Origin of the sequence: Allorhodopirellula heiligendammensis, assembly GCF_007860105.1 — a bacterium.
GTDB classification, from domain to species: domain Bacteria; phylum Planctomycetota; class Planctomycetia; order Pirellulales; family Pirellulaceae; genus Rhodopirellula; species Rhodopirellula heiligendammensis.
The window spans coordinates 1,554,527-1,570,947 of the sequence record NZ_SJPU01000002.1 but is presented as its reverse complement, the minus strand read 5'-3'; the positions used below and the strand labels follow the sequence as shown (position 1 = coordinate 1,570,947).

The window sequence follows — 16,421 nt, the reverse complement described above, 5'->3', positions numbered from 1 at the left end:
GTTCAGCCAACTGTTCCTGAAACTGCTGTCGATTCTGATGCCCGGGGCGATTTTCAAACCCCGCTCGGGTCACCGCGTGGTGGCGGAACAGACGGCCGATCATCGCCAGCGAGGCGCAGACCACGTCACGAAAAGGTAGACTATGCGTTACCCGGTCACAGCCGCACCGCATGTTAAAACCGCTTCGGATTTTGTGACAAATCACTTTCAACGACCTCGCGAGCAAATCGACTCAGCTCCGTTTCGGAGGAGTTCAAGCTGACATGAAAATTCTCGCCTCCCATCGCACCGGCTCTTGGCTGGCAAATACTCACGCAATCGACACAGCTTGGCACACAGCGAGTTGGTTGATATTTGCTGCAGTCTTTCTCGCATTTTATTCGCCTAGCATGGCGGGAGAGCCCCCACTGACCTCCCGTCCCAACGTGCTGTTCATTGCGATGGACGATCTCAACGATTGGATTGGCTGTTTGGGGGGACATCCGCAAACGCTCACTCCGAACTTGGATCGGCTGGCCGCCAGCGGTGTGCTGTTCACGAATGCCCATTGTCCAGCGCCGGCGTGCAATCCCTGCCGATCGGCGATCTTTACCGGGCGCGCCCCCAATAAGTCTGGGTTGTACGACAATCGGCAGCAAATGCGGGAAATCATGCCCGCTGACACCATTATCCCGCAGTACTTTCGTGACCAGGGCTACTATGCGGCCGGTTCAGGCAAACTGCTGCACTACTTTATTGATGCCCAGTCCTGGGACGAGTATTTTCCCAAAGCAGAATCAGAGAATCCGTTTCCACAAACGTACTATCCCTCCGTGCGACCGGTCAGCTTGAAACGCGGCGGACCGTGGCAGTACGTCGAAACCGACTGGGCAGCCCTGGACGTGACCGACGAGGAGTTCGGAGGGGACTGGTCCGTCACCCAATGGATTGGCGAGCAACTCGGGCGTGAGCACGAAAAACCGTTCTTTCTGGGATGCGGAATCTACCGACCGCACGAGCCATGGTTCGTTCCCAAAAAATATTATGAGCCCTTCCCGCTCGATCGCATCCAGCTGCCCCCAGGGTATCGCGAGGACGACTTGGACGATGTCCCTGAGTCCGGAAAACAAGCTGCCCGCAACCGTTACTTTGCCCATATCCAAGACCAAGGACAATGGAAGCAGGGCATCCAAGGCTACCTCGCATCGATTCACTTTGCCGACGCGATGCTGGGTCGAGTGCTCGACGCATTGGACTCCGGCCCAAATGCGAACAACACGATTGTCGTCCTGTGGTCAGACCATGGCTGGCAACTCGGCGAAAAAGAGCACTGGCAAAAGTACACTCCTTGGCGCGCAGTCACGCGGGTGCCCCTGATGATCCGTGTCCCCAAGGCAACCAGCCAAACGCTTGCCGGCGGGACCACTGCAGGCGCCGTTTGCGACGCGCCCGTGAACCTGTTGAGCCTATACCCAACCCTCCTGGATTTATGCCAACTTCCTGCGAAGCAAGATAATGACGGCCCCAGTCTGCTGCCTCTGCTTCGCGATCCCAAGACAACAAGTTGGCATCACGACTCGGTAACATTTCTCGCTAAACCGCACGGCTATGCCATCAGCGGCCCGTCTCATCGCTACATTCACTACGCCGATGGCAGCGAAGAGTTGTATGACATCCAGACTGATCCGCACGAGTGGACCAACCTGGCGGCACAGCCCGCAATGCAAGATCGCTTGACTGTGTTTCGAAACGAAGCTCCCCGCGAGTTTGCGGAGCGCGTCGAACCCTCCGTTGCGTCACTCGCTAAGCTGGCGTGGCATCCCGCCACCGCGGAGGATGCCCCCGCCTCTAGGCCGGATGGGAATCCGTTTCCGGTGCACTTCATTAACAAACAACGTCACGCCGTTGAACTGTTCTGGATGGATCGCCAAGGCCAAGGGAAATCATACGGCAGGATCGATCCTGGCCAAACCAAGACTCAGCAATCACGCCCCGGTGCGGTGTGGTCAATCGGCAATCCCGCATCCGATGAGTTGCTAGGCCATTTTGTCATCGCTGACCGCACTGCGCTCGCTGTCGTGCCCGCAACCCAGCCAAATGTGATTGTTATCTTGACGGATGATCATGGTTGGGCCGACCTCGGATGCCAAAACGAAGTCGACGATGTACTGACACCTCACATCGATGCGTTAGCCGAGCGAGGTGTCCGCTGCACCGCAGGGTACGTGACGTCTCCTCAATGCAGTCCCTCGCGCGTCGGACTGATGACCGGGCGAAGCCAACAACGCTTCGGCATCGATACGATTCCAGACATGCCGCTGCCGAGCGAAGCGGTGACGATTGCCGAACGACTACAGCCGCTGGGATACCGCACCGGCTTCGTCGGCAAGTGGCACTTGGAACCCAATGTGACATGCGTTGACTGGTTAAGACGCGAGCTGCCAGCCATGGCTGGCAAACGTCGTCACGAAATTCGGATTCCGTGGGGGAAAATCCAGCCTTATTCGCCCGCAGCGCAGGGTTTTGACGAGTATTTCTGGGGCGAACTTCGCAACTACCGTGTCAACTATCTGCTGGATGCGGATGATCTCGCCGAGAGTCTGCCTGCGGCGGTCGCAGCAACGACAGGGACGGGCACCTCGACCGTGCTACCGAAAATGAAACAGATTCAGAATGGTGACTTCCGCATTGATGTGCAAACCGCCGCTGCCCTCAGCTTCATCAAACGCAATCAGGAATCGCCTTTTTATCTGCAATTGAATTACTACGGGCCGCACACACCGCTCGAAGCCACACAAAAATACCTCGACCGATTTCCCACCGACATGCCAACCCGTCGACGCTACGCATTGGCCATGATCTCAGCGATCGATGACGGCGTCGGCCAAGTCGTCGAGACGTTGGAGGATCAGGGGCTGCTCGAGAATACTCTGATCGTCCTGACGAGCGACAATGGTGCCCCGCTCAAGATGACTCGCCCTGACACCCCCATTGATCGAGACCCCGGCGGTTGGGACGGATCGCTGAATGATCCATGGGTAGGTGAAAAAGGCATGCTCAGCGAAGGCGGAATTCGCGTGCCGATGATCTGGAGCCTCCCCAGCCAATTGCCGAGCGGTACGACCTATGACTGGCCGCTGAGCACGCTCGACATTGCACCGAGCGTGCTAAAACTGGCAGGTGGCAACCTTGTCGAGGCGGGCCCTGAGCTGGACGGCGTCAACGTCATTCCACTGATGAACGACATTCAAAATCCGTCGACCCGTACACTGTATTTTCGGTTCTGGGACCAAGCCGCGATTCGTCGCGGCAAATGGAAATACATTTACGTGGGTGATGACAGAAGATTCCTATTCGATCTCGAGAGCGATCAACACGAGCATCGAAATCTCGTCGACGAACACACCGAGCTCGCTCACAAGCTATATGAGGAGCTGAAAAACTGGTGCGGCGAACTCAAACCCGCTGGCCTCCCGACCGGCAAGAAGCTGCGTGAACGCGCCTGGTATGACTTCTACTTCCAGGACACCACCCCATAGCCCGTTCACCGGCGGGGTCTTTGAAAACCCACCGCGTCATCGGCAAATGCGTCAAGTCTTTCCAAGGAAATACGTTGGCCCTTGCGGATATGGTCCACCGCGGCCTGTTTTGCGCCACTGGCGTCTTTTGAGCTGATGGCATCAAAGATCTGCTGATGATCAGTGCAGGTAATCGCCATCGAATCAGCATCGTACAGGTAGCGGCAGACACCGAACACTCGCGTCAGCACATGCGACTGAGATGCTGTGCGGATGAGCGATCGGTTCCCGGTCGATTCAAACACGCGAATGTGAAACGTGTAATCCGCCTTGTCGAATTGACCTGTCAGCACCTTGTCAGCGTATTGGGAGTCTGATTCACGCTGCTCAGCTGCCAATTCGAGCATCCGGTTCAGTTCTGATTCGATCGACGCGAGTTGCTCCGGGGTTGCTCTCTGGGCGGCCAGCGCCGCTGCACTGGGTTCGATAATCTCACGAACTTCATAGATCTCTCGCAATTCATCACGGTCGATGCGGCGCACAATCGCGCCCAATTGAGGCACCAGCTCGACGAGACCTTCATTGGCGAGCTGACCGGCGGCCTCTCGCACGGGTGTCGCACTGACACCGATCTCCTTCCCAATTGGTCCGTAAAGCAACCGCGTCCCCGGCTCAAAAGCTCCCGAAATCAGCTTGTTCCGAAGATGCTGATAGGCGCGGCTGGCATGGGTCTCGTGATTCATACGATTGATCTTTAGCGAATGACCTGAGTGATGACGGGTGCTTTCATTGTTGAATACCGAGCAGGATAGCCCACCGGCAATGATAGCATAGAGTCATTCGCTAGCATCGACTAGCGTTTTCAGAACCTTAGAGCTGACTCGGATCGACCACAACATGCTTGATTCGCTTGCGATTCCATGTATAGGTCACGTGAACTTTTCCGTCACCGCTTTGAATCATGGCGGGGTAACTGAATTCCGCACCCTCCGCTTTCTCGATCACGGCGACGGGTTTCCATGTCGAACCGTCTTCCGAAATGGCGAGATTCAATTCTCCTCGGCCCGATGAGATCGCGTTGTACACCAACAGATAACGCCCATCCGCAAGAGTCACGGCGTCGATGCCTGAATTCGGATTCGGCAGATCGGTGGCACGCAGCTTCGACCAGGTCTTCCCTTGATCAGTCGATTCACTCGTCGCGACGACGCCTTGTCGAGTTCGGCACAGCACCTGCAATCGACCATCCGGGTGCTCCAGAATAGTCGGCTGGATCGCACTGAAGGTTTTTCCGTCGTTAATGGGTTCCGTGCGACGCCAACGATCGTTGATCTCCCCGTCAGTCAGCTGAATCTCTTCAAAGTGAACTCGCCACCCATCATGCTCCGAAGAAGACCCGCAGAGCAACGTCTTGCCATCGGCGAGCAAGACAGGTTTGCAGCGGATGGGACCCGCAATGCCTTCTGGCAGTCGTTGCCGCTCGACAAAAGTTCGCCCACGATCGTAGCTCACCATCATCTCACCCCACCATTGCCGTGGATTCGGCCCGACCTTGTAGAACAACAGTGTCGGTGCATCCCCGGGCGGTTGATACAGGACGGGGTTCCAACACGGATAGCGCAGTCCGTCATGCTGGACTCCGTCGGCCGTGCGAATGGGTGATGACCAGTTCAATCCATCGTGATAGCTCGTCCAGATGCAAACATCCTCGTCGCCTTCCTTGGTTCCGCCAAACCAAGCGGCAACCAACCCGCGACTGGTTTCACAGATCGTGGATGCATGACATTGAGGAAAAGGTCCGGCTTTGTATATGAATTCGTCTTCCACCCAACCCGGAAAAGGTGTTTTCGCCTCGGCTTCCGCCGGCGTTGCCGCTATCTCTTCGGCACTGAACTCGACGCAGTCATCGTGAGCGATATGGTAGATCCGCCCATTTTCGCTGCCGACTAACAGATCGGGTTTGCCATCGCGGTCGAAATCGCAAACGGCCGGACTGGAGGTATGGCCGGCAACATTTCGCTTGGCCAAATTGCCCACCTTTTTAAGAACGACTTTTCCGTCTCGATCTTCGCAGTTGCGATACCATGTTGCATTCTCAGAATTGACCAACACGTCCAGTCGCGAATCCCCGTCCCAGTCCACCACTGATAACTTGACGCGTCCCGAGCGACCACAGGTGCCCGTATTCAATCGCAGCGGCTCATTATTCTCGTCGATAAAGATTCGCTCGGCCGCTCCGCCTGAGCGCCGCAGCGTCAGATATCCGGCCTGATCGAGCATGACCAAATCGAGCTCTTGGTCGTTGTCAAAATCGATGGCGACGGGCGTCGTGCGCCATTGCGTTAACGCAGAACTCGACTTGGTTTGCCACCAATACCAGGCCGGTGGCGACTCACTTAAACCGGTATCGAACTCCTGCTCAACCAGCGTCCCGGATTCGTTAATCAGCAACCCCAATCGGGAGAGGATGGAATTGTAAATAATGTCGCCATCACCATCACCGTCCCAGTCCGCCACGGACAAAGTCGTATAGCCCCATTTTGCTTCACAGGGGCCTTGAATTGAACCACTTTCACCGGCCATCACGCGAAACGGCTCAGTGGAACCGTCAGCGGTACTGACGTTCAGCAATTGCGGCTCGGCCCACTTGGGAAGTCCATCCGCGGTGTCGCCAAGGTTCTCGAAAACCGCAACCGACCCGGCCGTGTTTCCGCAAATGATGTCTTCATCGCCATCGTTGTCCCAGTCGTAGACGTAGGGCGTCGAGAGAGCGCCGAATTTCAACGTGTCGGCTTCCTGACGAAAGTACTGTGGGGCTGTGAAGACAGGGGTGCGACGACGAAGTTGTCCCGTGTTTTCAACGAAGGCAACACGACCATCCTCATCGCCGACGATCAAGTCGATGTCTCCATCGGAGTCCCAGTCCACGGCTGTGGGCGTGATCATTTGCAGATCCATGCGCAACGGATTCCCCAAATCGTCGGCGAGCTTTTGCCCCGCTGCATACTCAGGGACCGACCGCGAACCGATATTCTCAAAATACGTAAAGCCGTCGAGAAACTCACCGCAGATGAGATCCAAGTCGCCGTCACCGTCGAAATCTGCAAAGTTGGGGCAGGGCCAACCGTACACGTCAATCGCTCCGCCAGCAGCATGCAACCTCTCTTGGGTTTCCGAGTAACGCGGTTCCTGGTCACTGCCCTCGTTGGTAATGAGGTAGACGTACCCATGGAGCGGGCCGTTACGCCATGTACCGTTATTGTCGTAGGCATGGTCCCACCCCAGATCCGTCCAATCGCCAATGCCAATGATGATGTCGTGGTCGCCGTCACCGTCGTAATCGACATACCGCCACATGTTGCCGCGCGTGCGTCCCGCCGCGTCGAGTTCAGGCTTCTCGCGGGAGTAAATACGCTGCGGTTTGCCGAAGTCAAACTTTCCTGACTTCGGATCACGCCGAAATTCCTTCGCGGGCTGCATGATAATCGGCTCGCCATCGACATGACTGACCATCATGTAATGCGAGGCCTTACCGAGCTTCACGGCCGGCTTGAAGACCGGCATTTTGACGCTTGGATCCTGAGTGGGATTCTCGAAAAAGAAAACACCGTTGGACGGCTTGTCAGGGCAGCCCACCAGCAAGTCCAAGTCACCGTCGCCGTCATAGTCCATCGGCATCGGCCACGCCCACAGTCCAACGCCCAGATCGACCTGGAGACCGGGGTGGTTATAGGGCAGCGGCTTGAGTTTCCAGTCAGGCTCGGCGCCCCCGACGCTGAGGCTCGTATACAAACTGCACAGCACAACAAACGTAAAGGCTCGGATCATGAAGTTTCTCTTGAGGTCTGGTGAGTCGACGCGGCGCATAGGGAACACACATAGTCTATAGACAAAGCCCCCGCTGTCAAGCTGACAACAGGGGCAAGAACAACAACGAGGCAGGGACAGCGGCGTCAGAAGTCCTGATCGATTACTTCCGCAGCCGCACGGGTACCAAGGGCCCCCCACAGACCGTAATTGGTCATCGCACCGTTGGACGCCGGAGCCGCAGACGGGTTCCCCGCCTCAATACTGTCAGTGATGAACTTGACCGCGCCGTCACCCATCAAAACATGGCAACCGCCTTGGTGTCGACTTCCCGCGGTGGAGTATCCCTGATTGCTCTCGGAGTCACCCCACATGCAACTAATTTTATTTGGAGGACGGATCGTCATGAATGCGGAAAAGGTGATCCGCCCTTCCGCCCAACGATAACCTCGTGAGCAGTCACCACCGCCAACGCCCACAATCCGGGTGCCCGCAAGTAGAAATTGCGGGCGGGCGCTATCGATGAAACTGTCGCAATAGGCTGGGTTGGTCATCACCTCGGCAGTGGCGTCATAAGCCATGTCTGCATTAATCTCGCCAGCGCCGAGGCTGGTCGCGATTTCGCCCATTGCGATGGTGTTGGACAAACCATCAAGGACGTCCCGGAACCCCAGATCATGGCGAAACCAAAACATACCCCGGTTATTTGCGCGAGCCCTCGTCGCAGCACCCGTGTCATCATTATCCCCATAGCCCGTTGAATTCTCGCGGGCAGTCCCAGGCGCGTCGGCGTATACATTCTTGCGATTTCGACCGCCCGAATGCACCAGCAGCATGGCATCGCCAAGACAGAAGGTATAGTTCGTCCGCCCTTTCGCTGGCAATCCAAAGCCGGGATCACTGGGGCATCGCAGGGCCGGGATCTCACTAAGCCACGGACCGTAAGCACTGCTCCATGGCGGAGGCCCCATCGCGGGATACGGCACGCCGGTCTTCGGCGTCCCATTCGCGTTCACGTTGAGCGGATTGCTAATCTGGTTCCACATCGCCTGCTGTTCCATGAACGGCAGCAGCCCCACGGTCCCGCTTAAAAGTGCGTAAGCGTTATTGGACAAGGTCGAGCCGATCGGACGGGAGGTTCCCGTCCCATTCTTCGGCAATTGGTTGTAGGCCGCGTGATAATTGTGGATCGCCAAACCCAGCTGTTTGAAGTTATTGCTGCAACTCATTCGCCGAGCAGCCTCCCGAGCCGCCTGCACGGCGGGCAGCAACAATCCGACGAGCACGCCGATGATGGCAATCACGACGAGCAACTCCACCAAAGTGAAGCCGTTCTGCTTACGAGCCTTTGCTTGACACATTGGAAATCTTTCATAAATGGAGGGGAAATAATGGGGATTTCGGCATGACGCCGTGTTGCCATCGAACTAGAAGTTCTTGGGCTCTAGACGCCTTTCTCCAGCTCGACGCCATTTTCGTCGTACTGATCCTCGGGCACCGGAGGTTGCTCGATGATCGTTGGTTCCGACGACGAGCCGCAGCCCGGAGCAAACAGCATGAAGGCAGTGGCGGCCAAAAAAAGCATGTGCAGGGAAGTGCTTCGCATGGGTCATTCACAATCCACAAAAAGGAAGAAAAAACAGTCAACCCTAGGAGTCTATAGAGATATATAGACTCGTCAAGGGGAATTTCCCGGAAGCAATCGTTTTTTAGCGTAGCCCTGAGCACCGTAAGAAGTTCGCTGACATCCGGCGGCGAGCGATCAGCCGCCGCTCATTGCCGGCAGCGGGAACCACCTGCCAGTATTCGCTCCGGCGCAGATCGCAATCGCCGCGAGCATGCGGTGCGCATCAGATATTCCTCACAACCATCCTGCCGAGCGTGCTGCCAAGCAATCCTGCCCAGGTCGGCCAGACCAGCCGATGCGACGCCCCCGGCAAACAGTATTGAAAACGCGCCCCAACTCAGAGACCGCGAAAGTTCTCAATCCGATGGAAGGTCATGAAGTTCGCATTGTGATAGTTGTCTGCACCACCCGTTTCGCCGGGGAACGCCGTCCGCGAGACCGCGACGATATCATTACCATCCATGACGAAATCAGCGTACTGGAACCCAATCATGTTTGCATCCTCAGCGGCGATAATCGTTTTGATTACGTCCCAGTGCCGCAGGTCCTCCGAGGAAACCAGGGCCAGCCGATTGCGATAGCGGGCTGGATGGGGCTGCTGGTCGGCCTCAGGCACCCAATTGACGAGCGCCCAATATCGATTCGTTTCCTCGTCATAGCGGATCGAAAACTTTTTGGCGCCGCCGGGCATGAACACGACCTCTGGTTCGTCGCGAACCGGGTGACGAGATTGCGAATCAGCGAACGTCAATATCGCGGCACGCTCGGCCCCGAGGAATGTATGAACGCGAAGCATGTTGACCAATTCTCCCTGAGGACCGACCACCGCGTTGCCTTCGAGCCAACCTCGGAACTCGTTGCCGGGTAGCCAACTTCGATCATGGATCGACGGCTCGCTTTGAAACCAGTTTCCGGAATCAAGCAAATCGGCATCTTCATCCACCGATAGCAAGCAAGGCTTCAGTCCCGAGAAACCGCGTTCTTCACTCTTTTCAAAAGCTCGCACCAACCGCCCTTGGTGCACGACGACGGGCGTGGGAGCAGTGTGATAGACGCCCTCATCGGTGAGCCGTCCCGTCTTGCCATCGACAGGATCGGTCCATGTGACGCCTCCATCATCACTGCGACGAATAACGATATCGCCTGGAAACGTACCGAGCAAATACAGAGCACCGTGGTGCACAAACAGGTTGGACCAGTGCGCATTCGTAACGGTGGAAAGGTGCGTCCACGACTCCCCCCGATCGCTCGACCGATAAATCTGGACCACACCAAACTGCCCCTGCTTCTTTGCTGCTTCGCCAAACTGATCATGCGAGGCAACGTAGTCCCCGTTGGGCAGAATGGCGATACTCGGCGATCCGATAAACACGCCGGTAGACGCTGGACGATGGGCAATCACCGTGCCGGGAACCGGCTCGACCTTGGCCTCTGCAGCGAGCGTTTCTCCAGGGGGCGTCTCTGCTGCGACGATTCCTGGAATAACTAAGAGCATCCAGGTCGCCACAACTGGAATCAAAGAACTCAAATAAGTCTTGGCCAAGATCCCGTGAGGGTATGAAACCACGAGGGCGAAATTCACAGGGGTCATATGCATCATTCCGTTTGTCTGTGTAGCTACTGGAAGTCGTCTGTAAGCATCGACCATCGAGGCTCGTCGGAACCTTCCATCATCACCGGTCGCCAATCTCGCGATACAGGTGCGCGGTGTTGTCCGCTAGCGAAGGGAGGGAGGTTGCCAAGCGGTCGCTCCGCCCTGCTGGATGTGTCGACTGATGTCCATTTGCAATCTCCTGACGACTCCCTTCTTCTCACCGGCTAGATTCGTTTTCTCACCGGGATCATTCTCGAGATCATACAACTCGAGGGGAGAATAAGGATCATTCTGCAGCAGTTTCCATTTGCCTTTGACGATCGCATGATAGGCTTTGCCACCATACGCTGGGCCGCCCTCTCGCCGCACGAAGTACATCTCTCGCTCGGCTGCGACGTTCTCGCCAGCGATGGCATGTCGCATATCGACGGCATCAAAGTCTTCGGGAATTTCGAGTCCTGCATAGGCCATGAATGTGGCCGCAATATCAAAGGTCAGCACCGGAATGTCATGTTTGGTCCCAGCCTCGATTTCAGGCGGATACCGAACGAAACACGGCACTCGCAAACCACCGTCATAATGACTTTGCTTGCCGCCTCGCCAAGGATCGTTGTTCTGCGCATGTGGCAACGATCCACCGTTGTCTGATGTGAATGCGATCACCGTGTTCTCACGAAGGCCGAGCTTGTCGACGTGCTGCAAGAGCCTGCCAATTTGATCGTCGAGATGTTCTACAAAGGCCACATTCTTGATACGTGCATCAGTCAGGCCAGGAAACTGCTGGCGAATCTTGGCCTCCCACAACGCCGGCGGCTGAATTGGAAAGTGCGGTGCGTTGTAAGGCAGGTACAGAAAGAAGGGCTGCTCATGATGCTCCGATCGGCTAGACAAATACTCCATTGACCACTGAGTAAACAATTCTGTCGCGTGGCCTGGCGGATCAATCGTCTGTCGATCATGACGCATCAAATTGAGACCTCCTCGGCGATGGGTGTAGTAGTCATCCATCATGTCGCCGAGGAATCCGTGAAAGTGATCGAAGCCACGGTCGAGAGGCGTGTTAGGAGCCTCCAATCCCAAGTGCCATTTTCCGACAATCGCCGTGTGATAGCCAGCATCGGAAAGAGAATTGGCCAGTGTCGGTAGGTTAGGATCGAGGTATCCCCAAGACTGATCAGGATTGGTGCGGATAACACCGGGCACGCCCGCTCGATCGGCATACTTTCCTGTCAAAATTGCTGCTCGCGTGGGCGAGCAAACCGTGCAGTTCGCGCGCATGTGCGTCATCATGACCCCTTCGGAAGCCAGTCGATCCAGATGCGGCGTACTTACCTCGGTACTGCCGTGACACGACAAATCGCCATGACCAAGATCGTCAGCCAATATCAGAATCAGGTTGGGGCGTTCCACTGATCCTGCTTCAGCTTCCGCAACTGAAACCGAAAGGACGAGCAAGATGCTCACCGCAAGCGAAACTGTCGACCAAGAGTATTTTTTCATGAGGGTCCAATGGTTTGTCGGTAGACGAGCTCGAGAGCCCAGCCTATGGCTTCGGCACGGCGAGGCGAGCGTTCATCCGATCAAGAGTCGATCGTAGTTGAGTTGCGAGATCCTCGGCCAACTGCGGGTTGCGGCGACTCAGGTCATGCTGCTCAGAAATATCAGCGTCCAAATCATACAATTCCACTCGCTCGTCCTCATAGAACTGCAGCAATTTATAGTTACCGCGGCGGAGGGCAGCCTGCGGCCGTGTTTTACTAACAGCAAAATCGTTTATCCCAATCTCGTCCAAGGCTGCTGCATACCCCGTTTCCGGATGGTAGTAAGGAAACGACCACACCAACTGTCGAGGGAGTTCGGCACTCGGACTCGTCAATAGTGATGCGAAACTTTCCCCATCAACATCGTTGGTTTGACCACCCGCGATCTCAACAAACGTCGGCAGCAGGTCGTAGCCGATGACAGGTGTGTGACACTCCGACTCCGGGGTCACTTTGCCAGGCCATCGAGCGATCAATGGCACCCGAATCCCACCTTCATATAGATTCCATTTGGAACCACGCAGCGGCGCATTGGAACAAAATTCAGGGTGGCCACCATTATCGGACATGAAAACAACCAGCGTATCGTCAGCCTTACCCGAGGCGTCAATGGCGCTGAGTAGCGTGCCCACATGATGGTCGAGTGTCTCGACAAAAGCAGCATACTCGAGTCGTTGATCGCGATTGATAGCATCACGCGGGATACGATCATTGTATTGTTCGATCAACCACCGAGTCCGATTCTTGACGGGCGTATGAACATGATAGAGCGATACCATCGCGAAGAATGGCTGGGCATGGGGCTCGCCCAAAAAGTCAGCCGCTGAATCAATGAGCGAGTCCGTAGGGAACCTCCCCTCAGGTAGAGGGCCGGGTGTGCCCTGCTTGCCCCATGCATAGGGATGATCGCCAAAGTCTTCTACTGCAACCTCAAACCCTTGTTTCTGTGGCCCAAATTTTGGATCCCAAGCGAGGTAGCGCCCTTGAAAATGTTGATTGACGTGCCACTTCCCAAAAAATGCCGTCAGGTAATCTTCGTCCCTCAATCGCTCGGCAATCGTACGTTCGGCCAGGGGTAGATTCAGCGTGATCGGAGGCGACTGCAATGGCACCCTGGCGTCGATTTTTTGGAGCCCAGGTTTCGACTTCGTGACGAATTCGAAGTGTAGACGCGGGACCGCTTTTCCAGTCAGGATGCTTGCGCGTGCCGCAGAACAAATAGGCGCAGGCGAATAAGCATCTGTAAATCGTATGCCTTGGGATGCGAGTGCATCGATGTGAGGAGTACGGTGATAGGGGTGCCCATAACAGCCCAGATCAGACCATCCCAAATCATCCACTAAGATCAATACAATGCGAGGAGACGCTGCCTCCAGTTGCTGCGTCAGCACCGTCAACAGCAGGCAGGCCAACGTGATACGATAAATCATGGAACTATTTTTGGCTTTGCGGGCGGGTGCGGTCATTCTCAATATCGACAGTCCACGACTGTAACTGACCGGCCAGTCGACTGGTGACAGCAGGATGCCGGTGAGAGACGTCCTCGCTCTCGGTGGGATCGGTTTCTAAATCGTAGAGCGAGGGCGGCAATGTAGAATCAGAGATTTTGTCACTTCTCGTCACATAGGGACGAACCAACTTGAAACGCCCGTCACGAATTGCCGCGTTGTGCGTGTAGTTCGGGTTTCCTCGGTTCCACTGCCAGAATCGGATCGGCGCAAATGGGCTAGTCGAATCCTGAAGCACCGGTAAAAAACTCTCGCCATCGAGCGAGTTCTGATGCGTCAAATCGACATTACAGAGGCCAAGGATCGTCGGCAACAGATCGACAAAATGAATTCGCTGGGTTCGAGCCCCTGGCTGGAAATGGCCCTGCCATTGGACGAAGAGCGGAACCCGAATCCCGCCCTCGTAAACTTGATACTTGGTTCCTCGCATGCCGTGATTGAACCGCTGACCCGTCACGGGATCTGGGCCATTGTCACTAGTGAAAATCACGATGGTCCGGTTGGACAACTGCAACGAATCCAATTCATCGAGCAGTCGTCCAATACCACGGTCCATGACGTTGATCATGGCATAAATCGTCGCTGTTGAGTCGTTGTACCCCTGCGCGCGATACAACTCAATGAGATCTTCGGGAGCCTGCAGCGGGCGATGAGGTGCATAGTGGGCTAAATGCAAGAAGAAAGGCTGATCGCGATTTTCCCTGACAAACTCGATGGCTCGATCGGACAAGTCGTCGGTCAAATAGGTTCCGTCGTTGACCCGCTGCCTTTTTCCATTGATGTCGAGAACGTAATCAAAGTAGCTCATGTCGGACGAGCCACTGAAGTACTCGGAGACCTTAAAACCTCGTTCTCGCGGTTGAAACTCAGGCCCGTTTCCCAAGTGCCACTTACCAATCAAACCGGTTCGATAGCCCGCACCGGCCAACATGTCTGCGATCGTAACCTCGTCACGCCGCAACTGTGTCAGTTGCGGATATTTGTTCATATTGAGCGTAACGACGCCGGTTCGGTGGGGATACCGTCCCGTTAACAAAGCAGCCCGAGCGGGCGCACAGACACACGAACCGCTGTAGGCGTTCTCAAACCGAACACTCTGCGATGCCAACCGATCCAGTTGCGGCGTGCGCGATGCATGGCCGTCCATCGCACCCAAATCGCCGATCGCCAAATCATCGGCAAGAATCAGAATGACATTCGGCGGCGACTGAGACAGATCCGCAAACGCAATCGCCGGCAGTAGGATTTGTGTGGCAGCAAACGATACGAAGGCGTACATCAGTCGAAGAGGGGAACTGATATGATTCATTGACTGGCCTCACGAAAGGTATCGATGCGAGCGAGGCCTTCGAGCTTCTTGGCGAGTACACGCTCGATGGCCGCAACGTTGTCGCGACCGGACAAGTTAACGGTTTCCAGGGGATTCTGCCCGTGATCGTACAATTCCGTGGCGACGACATTTCCCGACGCAAGGTCCAGCCACTGCGTGTAGCGATATCCGGGCGTGCGGATGGAGTATCCCATTTCAGTGAAAGGGCGATTCTTTTGAGCGTAGGGGGGCCGTGGATGTTGAGTGAGCACCGCGTCGTGGATCGTCGCCCGTGGGTCGTCAAGGATGGGCTGCATACTCAAGCCTTCCAGATTATCGGGGGGCGTCAGACCACAGAGATCCGCAAGGGTTGGATAGACGTCGAGCAACTCGACCAAAGCGTCAGTCCGTTGTGCTTGGCTCGGGCTGCCAGGAACCGAGATCATCAGAGGAACGCGAGCATCGAGCTCGAAATTAGATGTCTTGCACCACAGATCATGCTCACCTAAGTGGAACCCATGATCAGACCAGAACACAACAATCGTGGATTCACGCAACCCGAGTCGATCCAGCTCGTCCAATACCTTGCCAATCTGCGCATCGACGTAACTGATCGCTGCGTAATAGCCATGGCGAAACAGGCGAACTTGATCGTCTGTCAATCCATCAGGGAAATTTCTCATCAACTCCTTGCCATCATGCATTGCCAAGGCGGGCACGTTCTCAGGTGGCAGCGGATTGACGGGCATACCGACTTGGTCGAAATCATATTGATCCCAATACTTGGCCGGCGCGTTGAACGGCAAGTGTGGCTTCCAAAACCCAACCCCCAGGAAGAACGGTTCGCCGCGTAGTTCACGAAGACGCTCGACAGCAAGGTCCGCAATCTGGCCGTCCCAGTAGGCATCATCAGGCACGTCACGTCGTTCGGCTCGAGCAACACCGGCCTGATCAGCAGGCAGTACACCTTCGACCTCAGCAGGATTCTTATTGTGATTCCCGTAGTGCAACTGCTGCTCCACACTCCACGAAGCTCGGTCACCTTGGAATTCGTCCTGCCGAAAGTTATGGAAAATCTTCCCAATGCCATGGGCTTGATAGTCGTTATTTTTAAATAGCTGCGGCAGCGTGACGATACTGGGATCCCGCTGTCGAAAATGCGTTTCCAAATCTCCAATCCCTAACGTGTCCAACCGCAGACCGGTGAGCATCGACGCTCGCGAAGGATTGCACACCGATTGCTGGCAGTAAGCACGATCGAAGACCAAACTCCGCTCGGCCAATCCATCCAAATGGGGTGATTGGACAATCGGTGATCCATAACAACCAAGTTCCACTCGCATGTCGTCGACTGCAATGAACAAGACGTTCATCTGGGAAGCCGTCGGCACGTCTTGGGCATTGGCACGATGGAGGCAAGCAGCGAAGAGGACACACCCGGCAGTCGCGAGCCCCCAGACGAAGAGGCTGTTATACAAAGACAAACGCACCACGGGGACGGTATGGTGAAGCCGATTTGATCGGAACATTGATTGAAA

10 protein-coding genes are annotated in these 16,421 nt (G+C 55.8%); 1 reads left to right on the top strand and 9 read right to left on the bottom strand.

The features are described from left to right. Window positions 1-263: 263 nt before the first annotated feature. A complete protein-coding gene (locus tag Poly21_RS16205; protein ID WP_496109473.1) occupies window positions 264-3,518 on the top strand; it encodes a sulfatase-like hydrolase/transferase in 3,255 nt (1,084 codons plus the stop codon). Between the two features lie 5 nt (window positions 3,519-3,523). On the opposite strand, the gene Poly21_RS16200 is transcribed toward Poly21_RS16205, so the two are convergent. From Poly21_RS16200 to Poly21_RS16165, 9 genes are all read right to left on the bottom strand, one after another. Then, window positions 3,524-4,240: a GntR family transcriptional regulator gene (locus tag Poly21_RS16200; protein WP_146407962.1), complete on the bottom strand. Its 717-nt coding sequence runs from the start codon at window positions 4,238-4,240 to the stop codon at window positions 3,524-3,526. Window positions 4,241-4,367: 127 nt separating this feature from the next. Further along, a complete protein-coding gene (locus Poly21_RS16195) occupies window positions 4,368-7,325 on the bottom strand; it encodes an exo-alpha-sialidase (RefSeq protein WP_146407961.1) in 2,958 nt (985 codons plus the stop codon). A 125-nt stretch (window positions 7,326-7,450) separates the two neighbouring features. Then, on the bottom strand, window positions 7,451-8,665 hold the full coding sequence (locus tag Poly21_RS16190; RefSeq protein WP_146407960.1) for a DUF1559 domain-containing protein: 1,215 nt from the start codon (window positions 8,663-8,665) through the stop codon (window positions 7,451-7,453). 83 nt (window positions 8,666-8,748) lie between these two features. Next, window positions 8,749-8,910, bottom strand: a complete 162-nt coding sequence (locus Poly21_RS27615; RefSeq protein WP_302119192.1) for a hypothetical protein — start codon at window positions 8,908-8,910, stop codon at window positions 8,749-8,751. Between the two features lie 358 nt (window positions 8,911-9,268). Further along, window positions 9,269-10,522 carry a sialidase family protein gene (locus Poly21_RS16185; protein ID WP_146407959.1) on the bottom strand — a complete coding sequence of 418 codons (1,254 nt, stop codon included), beginning with the start codon at window positions 10,520-10,522 and terminating at the stop codon, window positions 9,269-9,271. 126 nt (window positions 10,523-10,648) lie between these two features. Further along, the gene (locus tag Poly21_RS16180) at window positions 10,649-12,025 is read right to left on the bottom strand and encodes a sulfatase family protein (protein WP_146407958.1); all 1,377 of its coding nucleotides are present in this window, start codon (window positions 12,023-12,025) and stop codon (window positions 10,649-10,651) included. 43 nt (window positions 12,026-12,068) lie between these two features. Then, a complete protein-coding gene (locus Poly21_RS16175) occupies window positions 12,069-13,496 on the bottom strand; it encodes a sulfatase (RefSeq protein WP_146408752.1) in 1,428 nt (475 codons plus the stop codon). A 4-nt stretch (window positions 13,497-13,500) separates the two neighbouring features. Continuing rightward, entirely contained in the window at window positions 13,501-14,883 is a 1,383-nt protein-coding gene (locus Poly21_RS16170) for an arylsulfatase (protein WP_146407957.1), read from the bottom strand. Next, on the bottom strand, window positions 14,880-16,412 hold the full coding sequence (locus Poly21_RS16165) for a sulfatase (RefSeq protein ID WP_302119190.1): 1,533 nt from the start codon (window positions 16,410-16,412) through the stop codon (window positions 14,880-14,882). Before Poly21_RS16165 ends, Poly21_RS16170 begins: the two co-directional genes overlap by 4 nt. Between the last annotated feature and the right edge of the window lie 9 nt (window positions 16,413-16,421).

Excerpts from the sequence above, each read along its gene's own strand:
- Poly21_RS16180 (WP_146407958.1), bottom strand. The coding sequence starts at position 12,025 with ATGAAAAAATACTCTTGGTCGACAGTTTCGCTTGCGGTGAGCATCTTG.
- Poly21_RS16195 (WP_146407961.1), bottom strand. The coding sequence starts at position 7,325 with ATGATCCGAGCCTTTACGTTTGTTGTGCTGTGCAGTTTGTATACGAGC.
- Poly21_RS16175 (WP_146408752.1), bottom strand. The coding sequence starts at position 13,496 with ATGATTTATCGTATCACGTTGGCCTGCCTGCTGTTGACGGTGCTGACG.
- Poly21_RS16200 (WP_146407962.1), bottom strand. The coding sequence starts at position 4,240 with ATGAATCACGAGACCCATGCCAGCCGCGCCTATCAGCATCTTCGGAAC.
- Poly21_RS16205 (WP_496109473.1), top strand. The coding sequence starts at position 264 with ATGAAAATTCTCGCCTCCCATCGCACCGGCTCTTGGCTGGCAAATACT.
- Poly21_RS16185 (WP_146407959.1), bottom strand. The coding sequence starts at position 10,522 with ATGACCCCTGTGAATTTCGCCCTCGTGGTTTCATACCCTCACGGGATC.
- Poly21_RS16170 (WP_146407957.1), bottom strand. The coding sequence starts at position 14,883 with ATGAATCATATCAGTTCCCCTCTTCGACTGATGTACGCCTTCGTATCG.
- Poly21_RS16165 (WP_302119190.1), bottom strand. The coding sequence starts at position 16,412 with ATGTTCCGATCAAATCGGCTTCACCATACCGTCCCCGTGGTGCGTTTG.
- Poly21_RS16190 (WP_146407960.1), bottom strand. The coding sequence starts at position 8,665 with ATGTGTCAAGCAAAGGCTCGTAAGCAGAACGGCTTCACTTTGGTGGAG.
- Poly21_RS27615 (WP_302119192.1), bottom strand. The coding sequence starts at position 8,910 with ATGCGAAGCACTTCCCTGCACATGCTTTTTTTGGCCGCCACTGCCTTC.